We start from the raw sequence: 17,931 nt of genomic DNA, 5'->3' as shown, positions 1-17,931 counted from the left end.
GTCAAGAATCTGCGGGGCGTTCGCGCCAAGGTGGTCAAGAATCTGCGGGGCGTTCGCGCCAAGGTGAACAACCCCGCCCCAAAACCCCACCCCCCCGGCCCCCCCCTCCCGCCCCACCGCGCCCTCCACCGCCCCGGACTCCTCGGGCGCCAGCAGCAGCCGCAGCACGGCCCACCACCACAGGACCCCCACCGTCAGCGCGAGGGCCGACGCCGCAGGTATGTGCAGTAACCGCCGCACGGCTACCTCCCTGGGGGTCCCCGGACGGAGTCTGGGGAGGGCCTGTGACCCTGACGCCCCCATCCTCCCGCACCACCCCCGGCACCGCACCCAGAACGGCCCGGAGCCCCGGCCGGTGCTTCAGGCACCGGCCGGGGCTCCGGCCACGCTCAAACGCTCACGTGCTCGCTCACGCGGCTACGACATTCACCGCTTCCGCAGGCGCCTTGATGGTCACCCGCTCCGGTCCACCCGTGACCGAAGCCATGGAGACCGAATTGAGCATCGGGCGGACCGGCACACTCACCGGTTCGCTTGCCGCGGCCGACTGTGCCAGCTCGGCCAGCGACAGTTCGTCACTGACTTCGCGCATCAGCTCGGACATCCGTACGTCCAACGCGTCGCAGATCGCGGAGAGCAGCTCGGAGGATGCCTCCTTCTGCCCCCGCTCCACCTCGGAGAGATAGCCGAGCGAAACTCGGGCCGACGAGGAGACTTCGCGCAGAGTACGGCCCTGGCGCTGGCGCTGCCGACGCAGCACGTCACCCAGCAGGCGACGGAGCAGAATCATCGGTGGCTCCCTCCTCTGACCGTGTAGCCGCATCCTTCACGCCCCACCGTACCGCCTCGCGCCGCGGCCGTGCGGGGAGCGATGTCGTGTTCACTCAGGGCTGCAAACATCAAATCCCCCCGTTCTGTTCCGTATCCTGCCTCCGCGCATTCTCACGGAGTTGGCCTGAGAGAAGCTCGAGCACTGTGCGTGCACTCTCCCTACGAATTTCCGCACGGGAGCCGTTCAACCTCAGCCGGACCGTTTTCCTGCTCCCCGGACCGTCCACCGCGACGAAAACGGTGCCCACCGGCTGTCCGTCCTGCGGCTGCGGACCGGCCACCCCGGTGGTCGCAATTCCCCACGAAGCGCCCATCACCCGCCGCACCCCGGCCGCCATCTCCTCCGCGACCTGCGCGTTCACCGCGCCTTCGGCCGCGAGCAGTCCCGCGTCCACCCCGAGGACCCGGTGCTTGATCTCCGTGGCGTACGCCGTGACCGATCCGCGGAAGGACAGCGAGGCGCCGGGGACCGCCGTGAGTTCGGCGGCCACCAAGCCGCCGGTCAGGGATTCCGCCACGGCGAGCGACTGGTCACCTTCCGTGAGCAGGCGCAGCACCTCCGCGGCGACATCGAACGTATGATCGACCATCCCGATCGCTTCGGCCCCACCGGACGCCTGCGCTCCGCCACCGCTCACCGGAAGGATTCCCCCACGCCGTCGGTCACTGCGCGGCCCGCTCCGCCGCGATCCCCTGCCGGCGCAGCACGACCGCCTGCCGGATGTAGTCCAAACCGGTGACGACGGTCAGCACGACGGCGATCGCCATCACCCAGAAGCGCATGGTCGCCAGCGCCCCGGTCAGCGCGAGTACGTACATGCCCACGGCCGTGCCCTGCGCGAGGGTCTTCAGCTTGCCGCCGCGGCTGGCCGGAATCACTCCGTAGCGGATGACCCAGAAGCGCAGGAGCGTGATCCCGAGCTCCCGCCCGAGGATCACCCCGGTCACCCACCAGGGGAGGTCACCGAGCCAGGAGAGACAGATCAGCGCCGACCCCATGATCGCCTTGTCGGCGATGGGGTCGGCGATCTTGCCGAAGTCCGTGACCAGGTTGTACGTCCGGGCCAGGTGGCCGTCGAAGATGTCCGTGATCATGGCGACGGCGAACGCCGCCCATGCCCAGGCGCGCCAGGCCGGGTCGTAGCCGCCCTCGGCGAGCAGCAGGAAGACGAATCCCGGCACCAGGACGAGCCGCATCATCGTCAGGATGTTGGCGATGTTCCACAGGCTGGCCTGATTGACCGCCGCGGCCCCCAGCTTCGCGCCGGGTACGGGCCGGCGATCGGTCCCGCCCGCCGCAGATGCCGGGACTCCGGTCATCCGGCCGCCTCCTCAAGATCCATGCCCAGGGGCTCGGCCACCAGGTCCACGCCCAGGGTGCCGACCACCTTGGCCGTGACGATACGCCCCGGGACCAGGCCCGCGCTGTCCGTGAAGACGACCTGGCCGTCGGTCTCGGGGGCCTGGTGGGCGGCGCGCCCGTAGGCACCGTCGCCGTCCTCGTCGACCGCCTCCACGGATTCGACGAGTACCTCCAGGGTCTCCCCGATCCGCTCCTCCGCGCGCTGCGAGGTGAGCTCCTCGGCGAGCCGCTGCATGTGCGCGAGCCGCTCGGCGATGGTGTCCTCGTCCAGCTTGTGGTCGTAGGTGACGGCCTCGGTGCCGTCCTCGTCCGAGTAGCCGAAGACGCCGATGGCGTCCAGGCGCGCGTGGGTGAGGAAACGCTCCAGCTCGGCGAAGTCCGATTCCTTCTCGCCGGGGAAGCCGACGATGAAGTTGGACCGCACGCCGGCCTGCGGGGCCTTGCTGCGGATGGTGTCCAGCAGTTCCAGGAACCGGTCGGTGTCACCGAAGCGGCGCATGGCGCGCAGCACGTCGGGGGCCGAGTGCTGGAAGGACAGGTCGAAGTACGGCACGACCTTGGGGGTCGAGGTGAGTACGTCGATCAGGCCGGGCCGCATCTCGGCGGGCTGCAGGTAGCTCACGCGCACGCGCTCGATGCCGTCCACCGCGGCCAGCTCCGGCAGCAGGCTCTCCAGCAGCCGGATGTCGCCGAGGTCCTTGCCGTACGAGGTGTTGTTCTCGGAGACCAGCATGACCTCCTTGACGCCCTGCTCGGCGAGCCAGCGGGTCTCGCCCAGCACGTCGCTGGGGCGGCGGGAGATGAAGGAGCCGCGGAAGGACGGGATGGCGCAGAAGGAGCAGCGCCGGTCGCAGCCGGAGGCCAGCTTGACCGAGGCCACGGGGCTCTTGTCCAGGCGGCGGCGCAGGGGGGCGCGCGGCCCGGAGGCCGGTGCGAGTCCGGTGGGCAGGTCGGCGGGGACCTCGGCCGGCTCCTGGGCGTGGCCGGGGAGGGCGACCTCGGCGCTCTGGCGCTCCGCGGGGCTGATCGGCAGCAGCTTGCGCCGGTCGCGCGGGGTGTGGGCCTCCACGCTGCCACCGTTCAGGATGGTCTGGAGGCGGTTGGAGATGTCGGCGTAGTCGTCGAAACCGAGGACCCCGTCGGCTTCCGGCAGGGCTTCGGCGAGCTCCTTGCCGTAGCGCTCGGCCATGCAGCCGACGGCGACGACCGCCTGGGTCTTGCCGTGATCCTTGAGATCATTGGCTTCCAGGAGGGCGTCTACGGAGTCCTTCTTGGCGGCTTCGACGAAGCCACAGGTGTTGACGACGGCTACGTCCGCGTCGGCGGCGTCCTCGACGAGCTCCCAGCCATCCGCCGCCAAGCGGCCTGCGAGCTCCTCCGAGTCCACCTCGTTACGGGCGCAGCCAAGAGTGACAAGGGCGACGGTACGGCGTTCGGGCATGGACTCAAGACTACTTCGTCCCGGCGTCGGCCCCAGCCGCAAGTCCCCCTACAGCAAGATCCCCGGGGTGCGGCGCAGCACCCCGGGGATCCGGATTTCCCTGTTCCGCCCGGGGGCGGCCTCTGCTCAGCCCGCCTGGGGCTGATCCTGAAGAGGGTCCGCCTTGGTGTATGTGAGACGTTCCACCTGACCCGGCTGGAAGTCGTCCTTGATCTCCTTGCCGTTCACGAAGAGCTTCACGGCCCCGGCGTCGCCGAGCACGAGGTCGACGGATTCCTTGTCCGTGAAGGTCTTGGACTCACCCTGCGTGAGGGTGCCGTCGAAGAGCAGCCGGCCGGTGGAGTCCTTGGCGGAGATCCAGCTCTCGCCCGTGTCGGCCGTCAGGACCACGGTGACGAGGTCCTTGGGCGCGGCGGCGATCGCACTGTCCGAGGGATCCGGCTTGGGCGCGGCAGGGGTCTGCTGGGGCTGCGCGGCCGGCTTGCCCCCGGTCTGCTTGGGAGCTGCGGGCTTCGGGGCGGCGGAACCTTCCGCCACCGGCCGCTTGTCCTTCTCGTCGCCGCCGCTGAAGGCGGTGAAGCCCACGAAGCCGATCACGGCGACGATGGCGGCGACCATGGCCGCGGTCCAGTTGGGCCGCTGCCGTTCGGGGCGGATGCGCTCGGCATCGAACATCGGCGCGGCGGGCGTGGGAGCCGGCCGGCCGCCGTGGGCCGCGTCGTAGCTCTCGACCAGGGGTACCGGGTCGAGGTGGACGGCGCGGGCGAGCGTACGGATGTGACCGCGGGCGTACACGTCGCCGCCGCACCGCGTGAAGTCGTCCTCTTCGATCGCGTGCACGATCGGGATGCGCACGCGGGTGATGGAACTGACCTCGTCGACGGTGAGCCCGGCGGCGATGCGGGCCTTCTTGAGGGCGGTCCCGATGGACGGGGTCTCGACGGGTCGTTCGACGATGCGGTCCTCGGACCGGTCGTCGGTCGAAGGCCGCTCTTCTTCGGGGGAGTTGGCGTTGCCGATGGACACGTGGGCGCCTTTCGAGCGTGTAGCCACCTGCTGGATGTCCAGTCTAGGGGGGTGACGAAAGGGTGGAGCAACCGGAGGGTGCACTTCATACGCCATACGAATGGCGAAGGGAGGCCCGCTCCGGCGTGGCGGACCGACGCCGTACGCGAGGTCGTGCGCGGTGCCACTACCTCCCTTCAACTGGACGTGGGTCCAAGGGAAACGGTTGCTCGCGAATTGGTTACGGATGGGCCTCGCCGCGGATGACGGCGAGCACGTCGTCCAGCTCGTCGGCCTTCAGCAGCACGTCGCGCGCCTTCGAACCCTCGCTCGGGCCGACGATCCCCCGCGATTCCATGAGGTCCATCAGCCGTCCGGCCTTGGCGAAGCCCACCCGCAGCTTGCGCTGGAGCATCGAGGTGGAGCCGAACTGCGTGGTGACCACCAGCTCCGCCGCCTGGCACAGCAGGTCCAGGTCGTCGCCGATGTCCTCGTCGATCTCCTTCTTCTGCTTCTGCCCGACGGTGACGTCGTCCCGGAAGACGGGCGCCATCTGGTCCTTGCAGTGCTGGACGATCCCGGCGATCTCGTCCTCGGTGACGAAGGCCCCCTGGAGGCGGACCGGCTTGTTCGCCCCCATCGGCAGGAACAGCCCGTCGCCCTTGCCGATGAGCTTCTCGGCGCCCGGCTGGTCGAGGATGACCCGGCTGTCGGCGAGGGAGGAGGTGGCGAAGGCGAGGCGCGAGGGCACGTTCGCCTTGATCAGGCCGGTGACCACGTCCACCGAGGGCCGCTGGGTGGCGAGCACCAGGTGGATGCCGGCCGCGCGGGCCAGCTGGGTGATCCGGACGATCGAGTCCTCGACGTCGCGGGGGGCCACCATCATCAGGTCGGCCAGCTCGTCGACGATCACGAGCAGGTACGGGTAGGGGCTGAGCTCCCGCTCGCTGCCCGGCGGCAGTTTGATCTTGCCGTCCCGGATGGCCTGGTTGAAGTCGTCGATGTGCCGGTAGCCGAAGGCGGCCAGGTCGTCGTAGCGCAGGTCCATCTCGCGCACGACCCACTGCAGGGCCTCGGCGGCCCGCTTCGGGTTGGTGATGATCGGCGTGATCAGGTGCGGGATGCCCTCGTACGCCGTCAGCTCCACCCGCTTGGGGTCGACGAGCACCATCCGGACGTCCTCCGGGGTCGCCCGGACCATGACGGAGGTGATCAGGCAGTTGATGCAGGAGGACTTTCCGGAACCGGTGGCGCCGGCCACGAGCACGTGCGGCATCTTGGCCAGGTTGGCCATGACGTAGCCGCCCTCGACGTCCTTGCCGAGCGCGACCAGCATCGGGTGGTCGTCCTCGGCCGCGTCCGCGAGGCGCAGGACGTCGCCCAGGTTGACCATCTCGCGGTCGGTGTTCGGAATCTCGATGCCGACCGCCGACTTGCCCGGGATCGGGCTGATGATCCGCACGTCCGGCGAGGCCACGGCGTAGGCGATGTTCTTGGTCAGCGCGGTGATCCGCTCGACCTTGACCGCCGCGCCCAGCGTGACCTCGTACCGGGTGACCGTCGGCCCCCGGGTGAAGCCGGTGACGTCCGCATCGACCTTGAACTCGGTGAACACGTTGCGCAGCGAGGCGACGACCGCGTCGTTGGCGGCGCTGCGGGTCTTGCCGGGCCCGCCCTTCTCCAGCAGGTCCAGCGAGGGCAGGGCGTACGTGATGTCCCCGCGCAGCTGGAGCTGCTCGGCGCGCGGCGGCAGCGCCTGGGTCTGCGGCGGGGCCTTGGTCAGGTCGGGCACCGACAGCGTCCCGGAAGCCGCCGCAGTGGTGGCGTGCGGCCGCTCGGCGGGGGTTTCGGGAGCGGCGGCGGGCTCGGGAGCGGCGGGTGCCGCGGTGCGCTCCCCGCGGGCGGTCGGCACGGGCGCGGTGATCTCCGCGCCCTCCCGCTCGCCGCTGATGCCGTGCGTGAGGTCGGCGACGAGCGGGGAGGGCGGCAGGCCGCCGTAGACCACCCCGTCCAGCGCGGCGGCGGCCGCGGCCGCCACGTCGACGGCGTCCATCTCCCGGTCCATGGCCGGCCGGGCGGAGCTCCTGCGCGGCCGGCGCCGCCGGGCGAGCGCCTCCTCCTCGGCGGTGTCCGCCGGGTCGCCGGAGCCGGCGGACGCGCCCGTACGGGCCCGCCACTGCTCCGCGTCGTGACGGTCCCGCCGGTCGGCGGCGCCGCCCTCGCTCTCCCCGTACCCCTCGTCGTACTCGTTCGGGGCGATGATCCCCAGCCGGATGCCGAGCCGGCGCAGCCGCTGCGGGATCGCGTTGACCGGGGTCGCGGTGACCACCAGCAGCCCGAAGACCGTGAGCAGCACCAGCATGGGCACGGCCAGCGGCGCGCCCATCGTGAAGATCAGCGGCTTGGAGGCGGCCCAGCCGACGAGGCCGCCCGCGTTCTGCATCGCGGTGGTGCCCTCGTCCCGGCCGGGCGCCCCGCAGGCGATGTGGACCAGGCCCAGGACCCCGATGACGAGGGCGGAGAGCCCGATGCCGATGCGGCCGTTGGCGTCGGTCTGCTCGGGATGGCGGATGAAACGTACCGCCATGACGCCGAGCAGGATCGGCACGAGCAGATCCAGGCGTCCGAAGGCACCGGTGACCAGCATGGTCACCAGATCCCCGACCGGACCGCTCAGGTTCGACCAGGTTCCGGCGGCCACGATCAGCGCGAGGGCGAGCAGCAGCAGCGCGACGCCGTCCTTGCGGTGGGCGGGGTCGAGGTTCTTGGCCCCCTGGCCGATGCCGCGGAAGACGGCGCCGACGGCGTGCGCGCAGCCGAGCCACACGGCGCGCACCAGCCGCACCACGCCCCCCGTCGGGGACGGCGCGGGCTTGGCCGCGGCCTTCTTGGCCGGGCCGCGCTTGGCGGCCGCGGCCTTCTTCGCCGGGGGCTTGCGCGCGGGGGCCGCCTTCTTGGCCGGCGCCGTCGTACGGCCGGTGCGGCCCTTCGCGGTGCCCGCGGTGCTCTGGGAACCCTTGCCGGACGTACTTGAGGCCATGCGCCCGAGGTTACCGGTGCGCACGCCGGTGGACACGCGTGCCCACCCCTTCACCCGTTCGTGTCGTCGCCTCCGCAGGTGCTTTGACGCACCGCCAGAGCCGACGCCCGCGCGGTCAGTTCTGCGAGGGCAGGGCCGGAGCCCCTCCGGCGGTGCCCGGCTCCAGCGCGTCCAGCGCCCGCCGGAGCCCCGTGAGCTTGCGCTCCAGGTGGGCCGCGGTCGCCACCACGCCCGCGTCGGCCGAGTCCTCGCCGAGCTGCTTGGTGAGCGCCTCGGCCTGCTCCTCGACCGCCGCGAGCCGCGCGGAGAGCTCGGCCAGCAGTCCGGCCGTCTCCTTGCTGGCGTCCACGCCGTTCGAGCTGCCGCCCTCCAGCTGGAGCCGCAGCAGGGCCGCCTGCTCGCGCAGTTGGCAGTTCTTCGTGTACAGCTCCACGAAGACCGACACCTTGGCCCGCAGCACCCACGGGTCGAAGGGCTTCGAGATGTAGTCGACCGCGCCCGCCGCGTAACCGCGGAACGTGTGGTGCGGACCGTGGTTGATCGCGGTGAGGAAGATGATCGGGATGTCCCGGGTCCGCTCGCGCCGCTTGATGTGCGCGGCCGTCTCGAATCCGTCCATCCCCGGCATCTGGACATCCAGCAGGATGACCGCGAAATCGTCCGTCAGCAGCGCCTTGAGCGCTTCCTCCCCCGACGACGCCCGGACCAGTGTCTGATCGAGCGCGGAGAGGATGGCCTCCAGCGCCAGCAGATTCTCCGGCCGGTCATCGACCAGGAGGATCTTGGCCTTCTGCACCATGCCCTGTCCTCCTCGCCCCGGCACGGGGCCTCCCCGGCTCCTGGCTCCGGCCTGTGTGCCGGGCCCCGCCCCAGAAGACGGCATCCGTGCGCCGTCCGTCCTTGTGCCGGTCATCGTAGCCCCAGTCCCGAGATCGCCACACCCTGTCACCAAGATGTCACTGTGCACGAAGCAGAAACGCGGTGGGAGAGCAGAAGGTTCCCCGTATACAGGGGTCCCACACCGCTCCGGCCACACTGAGTCAGCAATTGATGGGCAGCGCTCTCCCGGCGCTCACTTTCCCCGCATCCACTGTTCCATCACCGACAGAAGGTAGTCGGGGTCGACCGGCTTGGTGACATAGTCGGAAGCGCCGGAGTCGATCGCCTTCTCCCGGTCGCCCTTCATCGCCTTCGCCGTCAGCGCGATGATCGGCAGCCCCGCGAACTGCGGCATCCGCCGGATCGCCGAGGTCGTGGCGTACCCGTCCATCTCGGGCATCATGATGTCCATCAGTACGACCGTCACGTCGTCGTGCTGCTCGAGGACTTCGATGCCCTCCCGCCCGTTCTCCGCGTACAGCACGGCCAGCCCGTGCTGCTCCAGCACACTGGTGAGCGCGAAGACGTTGCGTACGTCGTCGTCCACGATGAGCACCTTCTCGCCGTGGAAGCCGTACGTCCGGGGCACCACCGGAAGTTCGTCCTCCGCGCTGCCCCAGCCGTCCTCGGCCGCCACCGCGTTCGGCTGCCCCGGCACCGCCGTACGCGGCTCCGGGTCGCTCAGCGCCTTGCGCCGCCGTCGGAACAGCGCGGCCCCGCCGCCCTGCCCGGTGGCCGACAGCGCCGGCCGCGCCGACTGGGGCGGCCCCGACGGTACGGCCGCCGGCCCGGCCGGGGCGGCGGGCAGCACCGGTCGCGCCCCGTCCAGGGACCTGCGATACAGCTCGCCGCGGCCACCGCCGGGCGTGGGCGGCGCGTACCCCTGCGGAGGCAGCTCGCTCGGGTGCAGCGGCAGGTACAGCGTGAAGGTGGACCCGCGACCGGGCTCGCTCGCCGCGTGGATCTCCCCGCCCAACAGCCGGGCGATCTCCCGGCTGATGGACAGGCCCAGTCCGGTGCCGCCGTACTTGCGGCTCGTCGTCCCGTCGGCCTGCTTGAAGGCCTCGAAGATCACCAGCATCTTGCTCGCCGCGATCCCGATGCCCGTGTCCGTCACGGAGAACGCGATCAGGTCCGCGTCCGCCTCCCGCAGCGAACCGGCCTCCAGCAGCTGCTCGCGGATCGCCGTCGGCACGTCGGCCCCGGCCGGCCGGATCACCAGCTCCACCGCCCCGGTGTCGGTGAACTTCACCGCGTTCGACAGCAGGTTGCGCAGCACCTGCAGGAGCCGCTGCTCGTCGGTGTGCAAGGTGGCGGGCAGCTCCGGCGAGACCCGCACCGAGAAGTCCAGGCCCTTCTCCGCCGTCAGCGGCCGGAAGGTGGCCTCCACGTAGTCGACGAGCTGGACCAGCGCGATCCGGGTCGGCGAGACGTCCATCTTCCCGGCCTCGACCTTCGACAGGTCGAGGATGTCGTTGATCAGCTGCAGCAGGTCCGAACCCGCGCCGTGGATGGTCTCCGCGAACTCCACCTGCTTCGGCGACAGGTTCTCGTCCGCGTTGTCGGCGAGCAGCTTGGCCAGGATCAGCAGCGAGTTGAGCGGCGTGCGCAGCTCGTGCGACATGTTCGCCAGGAACTCCGACTTGTAGCGCATCGAGACCGCGAGCTGCTCGGCACGCTCCTCCAGGACCTGCCGGGCCTCCTCGATCTCGGTGTTCTTCACCTCGATGTCCCGGTTCTGCTGGGCCAGCAGCTCGGCCTTCTCCTCCAGCTCCGCGTTGGCGGCCTGCAGGGCCTTCTGCCGGTTCTCCAGCTCGTCCGAGCGCTCGCGCAGCTGCTCGGTCATCTCCTGCGACTGCTTCAGCAGCATCTCCGTCTTGGAGTTGACGCTGATGGTGTTGACGCTCGTACCGATCATCTCGGCGATCTGGCTGAGGAAGTCCTTCTGGATCTGCGTGAACGGCGTGAACGAGGCCAGCTCGATGACGCCGAGCAGCTTCCCCTCGAAGAGCACCGGCAGCACGATCACGTGCGCGGGCGGCGCTTCGCCCAGCCCGGAGGAGATCTTCAGGTAGCCGGGCGGGGTGTTCTCGACGAGGATCGTCCGCTTCTCCTCGGCGACGGTCCCGATCAGCCCCTCCCCCGGCCGGAAGGCGGTGGGCATCTGGCCGCCCGCGTACGCGTAACTCCCGCGCATCCGCAGCTCGTACGAGCCGTCCGCGCCCCCGTCCGTCCCGATCTCGGTGGTACCGCCGGTCGGCAGGGCCAGGAAGAAGGCGCCGTGCTGCGCGGAGACCACCGGGGTGAGCTCGCTCATGATCAGCGAGGCCACGTCGTCGAGCTCCCGGCGGCCCTGCATCAGGGCGGAGATCCGGGCGAGGTTGCCCTTGAGCCAGTCCTGTTCCTTGTTGGCCAAGGTGGTGTCGCGCAGGTTGACGATCATCGTGTTGATGTTGTCCTGGAGGACCTGGATCTCGCCCGCCGCGTCCACGTCGACCTTCAGGCTCAGGTCGCCGCGGGTCACCGCCGTGGCCACGGCCGCGATCGCGCGCACCTGCCGGGTGAGGTTCCCGGCCATCTCGTTCACGGACTCGGTCAGGTCCCGCCAGGTGCCGTCGACGTCCCGGACCCGGGCCTGGCCGCCCAGGATGCCCTCGGTGCCCACCTCGCGGGCCACCCGCGTCACCTGGTCCGCGAACGAGGACAGCTGGTCGACCATCGTGTTGATGGTGGTCTTGAGCTCCAGGATCTCGCCCCGGGCATCGATGTCGATCTTCTTGGTCATGTCGCCCTTGGCGATGGCGGTCGTGACCATGGCGATCTGCCGCACCTGGCCGGTGAGGTTGGAGGCCATGAAGTTCACCGAATCGGTGAGGTCCTTCCACGTCCCCGAGACCCCGGGCACGTGCGCCTGACCGCCCAGACGTCCCTCCGTACCCACCTCACGGGCCACGCGCGTGACCTCGTCGGCGAAGGAGGACAGGGTCTTCACCATCGTGTTGACCGTGTCGGCGAGCTGCGCGACCTCGCCGCGCGCCTCGACCGTGACCTTCTTCGTCAGGTCGCCGTTGGCGACCGCCGCCGAGACCTGGGAGATGTTGCGCACCTGCGAGGTCAGGTTGTTGGCCATCAGGTTGACGTTGTCGGTCAGGTCCTTCCAGATGCCCGTCACCCCGCGCACCCGGGCCTGACCGCCCAGGATGCCCTCGGAGCCCACCTCGCGGGCCACCCGCGTCACCTGCTCCGCGAACGAGGACAGCTGGTCCACCATCGTGTTGACGGTGGTGACGAGTTCGAGGATCTCGCCCTTCGCGTCGACGGTGATCTTCTTGGAGAGGTCGCCCATGGCCACGGCCGTGGTCACCTCGGCGATGTTGCGCACCTGCGACGTCAGGTTGTTCGCCATGAAGTTGACGGACTGGGTGAGGTCCTTCCAGGTGCCGGAGACACCCTTGACCTCGGCCTGACCGCCGAGGATGCCCTCGGTGCCCACCTCCCGGGCCACCCGGGTCACCTGCTCCGCGAAGTTCGAGAGCTGGTCGACCATGGTGTTGAGAGTGTTCTTGAGCTCCAGGATCTCGCCCCGGGCGTCCACGTCGATCTTCTGTGACAGGTCACCGCGCGCCACCGCCGTGGCCACCTGTGCGATGTTGCGCACCTGCGAGGTCAGGTTTCCGGCCATGCCGTTCACCGAGTCCGTCAGGTCGCGCCACACGCCGGCCACCCCGGGCACCTGCGCCTGGCCGCCGAGCCGGCCCTCCGTACCCACGTCCCGGGCCACCCGGGTCACCTGCTCCGCGAAGGCGGAGAGCTGGTCCACCATCGTGTTGATGGTGTTCTTCAGCTCCAGGATCTCGCCCCGGGCATCCACGTCGATCTTCTGCGACAGGTCGCCCCGCGCCACCGCCGTCGTCACCTGCGCGATCTGGCGCACCTGCGAGGTCAGGTTCCCGGCCATGAAGTTGACGGAGTCGGTGAGCTCCTTCCACGTGCCGGACACCCCCTCCACCCGCGCCTGGCCGCCGAGCCGGCCCTCCGTACCCACGTCCCGCGCCATCCGCGTGACCTGGTCGGCGAAGGAGGACAGCTGGTCCACCATCGTGTTGACGGTGTTCTTCAGCTGGAGCATCTCGCCGGAGACGTCCACGGTGACCTTCTGCGACAGGTCGCCGTTGGCCACCGCCGTCGTCACCTGGGCGATGTTGCGGACCTGCCCGGTGAGGTTGCGGAAGGCGGTGTTCACCGAGTCGGTGAGGTCCTTCCACGTCCCCGCCGCACCCGGCACCTGCGCCTGCCCGCCCAGCTCACCCTCGACGCCGACCTCACGGGCCACTCGCGTCACTTCCGCACCGAAGGACTGGAGCTGGTCCACCATCGTGTTGACGGTGTTCTTCAGCTCCAGCATCTCGCCGGCCACATCGACGGTGACCTTCTGCGACAGGTCGCCGTTGGCCACGGCCGTCGTCACCGTCGCGATGTCCCGCACCTGCGTGGTGAGGTTGCGGAAGACCGTGTTCACCGAATCGGTGAGGTCCTTCCACGTCCCCGCGGCCCCCGGCACCTGCGCCTGGCCGCCGAGTGTTCCCTTGGCCCCGACCTCGCTGGCCACGCGCGTGACCTCGTCCGCGAAGGTCCGCAGGGTCTCCGTCATCTGGTTGATCGTTTCGGCCAGCTGCGCCACCTCGCCGCGCGCGCTCACCCGCACCTTCTGCGACAGGTCGCCGTTCGCGACCGCCGTCGTCACCTGCGCGATCCCGCGCACCTGGGCCGTGAGATTTCCGGCCATGGTGTTGACGGAGTCCGTCAGGTCCTTCCACACGCCGGCGACCCCGGGCACCTTCGCCTGGCCGCCCAGCTCGCCCTCCGTACCCACCTCGCGGGCGACGCGGGTCACCTCGGAGGAGAAGGAGGACAGCTGGTCCACCATCGTGTTCACGGTGTTCTTCAGCTGGAGCATCTCGCCGGCCACGTGCACCGTGACCTTGCGCGACAGATCGCCCTTCGCGACCGCCGTCGTGACGAGAGCGATATCACGCACCTGAGCGGTGAGCCGGTACGCCATGGTGTTGACGGAGTCGGTCAGGTCCTTCCACGAACCGGACATTCCGCGCACCTGGGCCTGACCGCCGAGCTTGCCCTCGGTACCGACCTCCAGCGCCACGCGCGTCACCTCGTCGGTGAACGCGGACAACTGGTCGACCAGGTTGTTGACCGTGCGCCCGACCTTCAGGAACTCCCCGCGCAGCGGATGCCCCACCCCGTCGGCGGCCTGCGTCCGCAGGTCCATCCGCTGGTCCAGATCGCCCTCGGCCACCGCCGACAGCACCCGGCCCACTTCGGACACCGGCCGGGCCAGGTCGTCCACCAACTGGTTCGAGGCGTCGATCGCGGCCGCCCAGGAGCCCTCGCAGGCACCGGTTTCCAGCCGTTCGCTCAGCTTGCCCTCGCGGCCCACCATCCGCCGCACCCGGGACAGCTCACCGGTCAGGTGGAGGTTGCGGTCGGCGACCTCGTTGTAGACGGCGGCGATCTCCGCCATCACGCCCTCGCCGGACACCGTCAGCCGCTTGCGGAAGTTCCCGTCCCGCATCGACACCAGGGCCGTGAGCAGCCTGTTCAGAGCGGCGGTATCGACCTCCGTCGTGCCGCTGCGCCGGGGACGTCCGCCCTTCGGCCGCGTTCCCGTACGCCGCACCGCTGCGCCAGACTCCACCGTGTCCCTCCCGAAAGGGTCGACCGCTGTTCCGCCGGGCTTTCGAGTGCTGCTGCCCGGCTCTTCAAGCCTGCCCAGTGTTTCACCCTGGCCGAACCCGGCCATAACACTTCGGCACCATCGCACACCCGCCGTACCCTGCGGGTGGATTCCCGGACGACGGCACCATGCCGACCGTGAAGGTAAGTAACCTGGCAACCGATGTCCAACCGCGTCGAAGGAGATTCGTGATCACGGCACGGGCGGCTGCCAGCTTCGACCCCCTCGGGCGCTCGGTCGCCGCCGCTCGCGCGTTCGTCCGCGACACCCTGCAGGGCTGGGGTTTCGCGGACATCGTCGACGACGCGGTGGTGCTCACCAGCGAGCTCGTCACCAATGCCGTGGTCCACGCCGGAACCCGGGCCGAGGTCCTGTGCCTGCGCGCCGAGGGCGGCGTACGCGTCGAGGTCGCGGACCGGTACCCGGAGCGCGAGCTCCCGCTCCGGCACCCCGACGAGCGCCCGTACGCCGACCCCGACCGCGAGAACGGCCGCGGCCTGATGCTCTGCGCCGCCCTCGCCACCCGCTGGGGCGTCGAGTACACGGCCACGCACAAGCACGTGTGGTTCCGCCTCGACCTCCCAGACCGGCCGGTCGGTACCCGCTCCGCAGGCCCGGTCGTCCCCGATCGCATGCTCCCCCTCGCCGACAGCCGCGTCCGCGTCGCCCTCCTCCAGATCGACGCCTCCGACGCGATCTCCGCCTGGAACGAGGACGCGGAGCACATCTTCGGCTACCCCGCCGAGAAGACCCTCGGCCGCCCCCTCGCCGAGCTCGCCGCCTGGCCGCAGACCCCCGGCACCGGCACCGGCATCGCCGAGGCCCTGCGCCTGTCCCGCTGGGAGGGCAGCTACGGAGTCCGCGGCTCGGACGGCCGCGTCATCCCCGTCTACGCCTCCCACCTGCGCGTCCGCGACGCCCATGGCGAGCCGTCCATCGTCTGCCTCCTCGTCCACGACGACGAGCGCGCCCTGCTCCAGACCCCCGTAAGGGTCCCGGCCACCGACAGCGGCCACTTCACCGAGCCCCGCCCGGCGGACCCCTTCGAGGTCTTCATCGGCTCCCCCGCCCCCGATGACCTCGACGGACTCCTCCAGCGCACCGTAGAACGCGCCCGCGACCTCCTCGACGCGGACGCCGCCTTCCTGCTGCTCGCCACCGACGACGAGACCGAGCTGGAGGTCCGCGCCACCACCGGCCTGCCCTCCACCCGCCAGCGCTTCGCCCGCGTCCCCGTCGAGGCCGGCACCAACCGCTACGGCTCCGCCCGCATGCCCGCCGTCCACGACGACCTCACCGCGGTCCCCGGAGCCGTCCCGCTGCTGGAGGCCACCGGCATGCGCTCCGCGGTGACCGTCCCCCTCAAGGTGGAGGGCCGGCTCACCGGCTCCCTCGGCGTCGCCGCCGAAACCCCCGGCCGCTACTCCAACGAAGAGGCGCTCCACCTCCAGTTCGCCGCCGACCGCATCGCGCTCGCCGTCGAATCGGCCCGCCTCGGCGAACTGGAACGGCTGCGCCGCGGCTCCCTCTCCTTCCTCGTCGAGGCCTCCGACCTGCTGGCCGGCACCCTCGACCGGGACCAGACCCTGGCGCTCATGGCCCAGATGACCGTCCCGACCCTCGCCACCTGGTGCGCCGTCTACACCATCGCCGACCAGTCCTCCGACCCGTACCTCTCCTACGTCCTCCACGAGGACGAGGAGCGCATCGACGGCCTCAAGGCCCTGCTCTCCCGGGTCAGCCCGCCCGAGCCGGTCCGCGAGGCCGGCGCCCGCCCGTGGCCGGAGGCGACCCTCGCGGTCGGCGGCGAGACGGTGGTCCTGCCCCTCCTCGCCCGCAACCGCGTGATCGGCATGCTCACCCTCGGCAAGCCGCGCGAGGAGCACTTCCGCCAGGAGATCCTCGAACTCGCCGAGGACCTCTCCCGCCGGGCCGCCCTCGCCCTCGACAACGCCCGCCTCTACTCCGAGCGCACCGCGATCAGCCGCTCCCTCCAGCGCAGCCTGCTGCCGCCGGGCTCGCCCGCCATCCCCGGCATGGAGGTCGAGGTCATCTACCGCGCCGCCGGCGAGGGCAACGAGGTGGGCGGCGACTTCTACGACGTCTTCCCGATCCGCGACGGCGCGTACGGCTTCGCCATCGGCGACGTCTGCGGCACGGGCCCCGAGGCGGCCGCCGTCACCGGCCTCGCCCGGCACGCACTGCGCCTGCTGACCCGTGAGGGCCTCGGCGGGCCGGCCGTCCTGGAACGCCTCAACGCCGCCATCCTCGACGAGGGCGCCCGCAGCCGCTTCCTCACCCTCCTCTACGGGGAGCTCCACCCCCAGCCCGACGGCGGCGCCCTGATGAAGGTCGTCTGCGCGGGCCACCCGCTCCCGCTCCGCCTGCGCCCGAACGGCCAGGTCGACGCGGCCGCGGACCCGCAGCCCCTGCTGGGCGTGATCGAGGACCTGGACCTCTACGAGCAGACCCTCACCCTCGACCCCGGCGACGTCCTGCTCTGCGTCACCGACGGCGTGACCGAGCGCCGCGAGGGGACCCGCATGCTCGGCGACGACGGCCTCGCCGAGGTCCTCACCACCTGTACGGGCCTCACCGCGGGCGCAGTCGCCTCCCGCGTGCTGCGCGCGGTGGAACGCTTCGCGGCCGAGCCGGCCTCGGACGACATGGCCATCCTGGCCTTCCGCGTCCCGGAACAGCACGAAGGTGAGTAACCCGGCCTGCCCATGGCGAAAGGGCCTCGGCGTGTGGTCAACTCGCGGCCGTGGACACAGTCTTCGCGAGCCTGGTGGCCGTCGCCGGCACCTTGATCGGCTCATGCAGCACGTACCTGTTCCAGCGACGCACCACCGAGCGCACGGAAGCCCGGGCCCGGGAGCAACGCATCCGCCAGGAACGTCTGGCCGCGTACAGCGGTTACGCGGGCGCGGTCACGGAGCTCAAACGCGCCAAGATCACCCTGTGGTTCCGCCGCCGCCTCGACCCCCGTGACGAGGAAAGGCTGCTCGAGGCCCTGCTGGAGAGCGACCGTCACGGCGCCGCCGCCGAAACCGCCGCCTTCCGCCTCCGGCTCGTCGCGGACGATCCGGGCCTGCGCCCTCTCATGGAGGCGATATCCGCCAAGCTCGGAGAGATCAACCGTGCGGAGGACCGCCAAGGGCTCATCGCCATCGAGCGACAGTTCGAAGAGGCGGTCGGCGCCTTCCTGGACGCGGCCGCCTCACGATTGCCCTGAAAAACAAAAAAGGCCCCCGCCACAAGGCGGGGGCCTTTCTTCTCGGAGCCCTTTAACGGAATCGAACCGTTGACCTTCTCCTTACCATGGAGACGCTCTACCGACTGAGCTAAAAGGGCGGGTTGTTCGGCGGCGTCCTACTCTCCCACAGGGTCCCCCCTGCAGTACCATCGGCGCTGAAAGGCTTAGCTTCCGGGTTCGGAATGTAACCGGGCGTTTCCCTAACGCTATGACCACCGAAACACTATGAAATTTGAACGCTGGCATGAACACAGCTGTTCGTTATTTCAGAACTAACACAGTGGACGCGAGCAACTGAGGACAAGCCCTCGGCCTATTAGTACCAGTCAGCTTCACCCGTTACCGGGCTTCCACATCTGGCCTA

The 17,931-nt window shown here is 70.4% G+C and carries 10 protein-coding genes, 1 tRNA gene, 1 rRNA gene and 1 pseudogene; 2 read left to right on the top strand and 11 right to left on the bottom strand.

The features are described 5' to 3' along the window. The 9 genes and pseudogenes from PV721_RS30365 to PV721_RS30325 form a co-directional block, all read right to left on the bottom strand. Nucleotides 1–240: pseudogene (locus PV721_RS30365) on the bottom strand (hypothetical protein); the annotation flags it as partial. 169 nt (nt 241–409) lie between these two features. Further along, a complete protein-coding gene (locus tag PV721_RS30360) occupies nt 410–790 on the bottom strand; it encodes a helix-turn-helix domain-containing protein (RefSeq protein WP_030012484.1) in 381 nt (126 codons plus the stop codon). Nucleotides 791–899: 109 nt separating this feature from the next. Next, nucleotides 900–1,421 carry a CinA family protein gene (locus tag PV721_RS30355; protein ID WP_319729803.1) on the bottom strand — a complete coding sequence of 174 codons (522 nt, stop codon included), beginning with the start codon at nt 1,419–1,421 and terminating at the stop codon, nt 900–902. Between the two features lie 73 nt (nt 1,422–1,494). Continuing rightward, a complete protein-coding gene (pgsA, locus tag PV721_RS30350) occupies nt 1,495–2,151 on the bottom strand; it encodes a CDP-diacylglycerol--glycerol-3-phosphate 3-phosphatidyltransferase (RefSeq protein WP_319729800.1) in 657 nt (218 codons plus the stop codon). Next, nucleotides 2,148–3,635 carry a 30S ribosomal protein S12 methylthiotransferase RimO gene (rimO, locus tag PV721_RS30345; RefSeq protein WP_319729799.1) on the bottom strand — a complete coding sequence of 496 codons (1,488 nt, stop codon included), beginning with the start codon at nt 3,633–3,635 and terminating at the stop codon, nt 2,148–2,150. Before rimO ends, pgsA begins: the two co-directional genes overlap by 4 nt. 126 nt (nt 3,636–3,761) lie before the next feature. Then, nucleotides 3,762–4,661: a helix-turn-helix domain-containing protein gene (locus tag PV721_RS30340; protein WP_319729797.1), complete on the bottom strand. Its 900-nt coding sequence runs from the start codon at nt 4,659–4,661 to the stop codon at nt 3,762–3,764. Between the two features lie 220 nt (nt 4,662–4,881). Further along, nucleotides 4,882–7,680 carry a DNA translocase FtsK gene (locus PV721_RS30335; RefSeq protein ID WP_319729796.1) on the bottom strand — a complete coding sequence of 933 codons (2,799 nt, stop codon included), beginning with the start codon at nt 7,678–7,680 and terminating at the stop codon, nt 4,882–4,884. Between the two features lie 115 nt (nt 7,681–7,795). Beyond that, nucleotides 7,796–8,479, bottom strand: coding sequence for a response regulator (locus tag PV721_RS30330; protein WP_319729795.1), 684 nt, complete (start codon nt 8,477–8,479; stop codon nt 7,796–7,798). Nucleotides 8,480–8,752: 273 nt separating this feature from the next. After that, a complete protein-coding gene (locus PV721_RS30325) occupies nt 8,753–14,272 on the bottom strand; it encodes a HAMP domain-containing protein (RefSeq protein WP_319729793.1) in 5,520 nt (1,839 codons plus the stop codon). Nucleotides 14,273–14,439: 167 nt separating this feature from the next. Here PV721_RS30325 and PV721_RS30320 point away from each other — a divergent pair, with 167 nt between their 5' ends. Beyond that, nucleotides 14,440–17,025: a SpoIIE family protein phosphatase gene (locus PV721_RS30320; protein ID WP_319729791.1), complete on the top strand. Its 2,586-nt coding sequence runs from the start codon at nt 14,440–14,442 to the stop codon at nt 17,023–17,025. Nucleotides 17,026–17,075: 50 nt separating this feature from the next. Further along, nucleotides 17,076–17,546, top strand: a complete 471-nt coding sequence (locus PV721_RS30315; RefSeq protein ID WP_319729790.1) for a hypothetical protein — start codon at nt 17,076–17,078, stop codon at nt 17,544–17,546. A gap of 46 nt (nt 17,547–17,592) precedes the next feature. On the opposite strand, the gene PV721_RS30310 is transcribed toward PV721_RS30315, so the two are convergent. Both PV721_RS30310 and rrf read right to left on the bottom strand, forming a co-directional pair. Further along, nucleotides 17,593–17,665, bottom strand: a tRNA-Thr gene (locus PV721_RS30310). A gap of 5 nt (nt 17,666–17,670) precedes the next feature. After that, nucleotides 17,671–17,787, bottom strand: a 5S ribosomal RNA gene (gene rrf, locus PV721_RS30305). Between the last annotated feature and the right edge of the window lie 144 nt (nt 17,788–17,931).

Origin of the sequence: Streptomyces sp. MB09-01 (assembly GCF_033794505.1) — a bacterium.
GTDB lineage: Bacteria > Actinomycetota > Actinomycetes > Streptomycetales > Streptomycetaceae > Streptomyces.
The sequence above is the reverse complement of the archived record's forward strand: the minus strand, read 5'-3'. Positions and strand labels throughout refer to the sequence as shown.

Excerpts from the sequence above, each read along its gene's own strand:
- PV721_RS30355 (WP_319729803.1), bottom strand. The coding sequence starts at position 1,421 with ATGGTCGATCATACGTTCGATGTCGCCGCGGAGGTGCTGCGCCTGCTC.
- PV721_RS30360 (WP_030012484.1), bottom strand. The coding sequence starts at position 790 with ATGATTCTGCTCCGTCGCCTGCTGGGTGACGTGCTGCGTCGGCAGCGC.
- PV721_RS30330 (WP_319729795.1), bottom strand. The coding sequence starts at position 8,479 with ATGGTGCAGAAGGCCAAGATCCTCCTGGTCGATGACCGGCCGGAGAAT.
- rimO (WP_319729799.1), bottom strand. The coding sequence starts at position 3,635 with ATGCCCGAACGCCGTACCGTCGCCCTTGTCACTCTTGGCTGCGCCCGT.
- pgsA (WP_319729800.1), bottom strand. The coding sequence starts at position 2,151 with ATGACCGGAGTCCCGGCATCTGCGGCGGGCGGGACCGATCGCCGGCCC.
- PV721_RS30320 (WP_319729791.1), top strand. The coding sequence starts at position 14,440 with ATGCCGACCGTGAAGGTAAGTAACCTGGCAACCGATGTCCAACCGCGT.
- PV721_RS30335 (WP_319729796.1), bottom strand. The coding sequence starts at position 7,680 with ATGGCCTCAAGTACGTCCGGCAAGGGTTCCCAGAGCACCGCGGGCACC.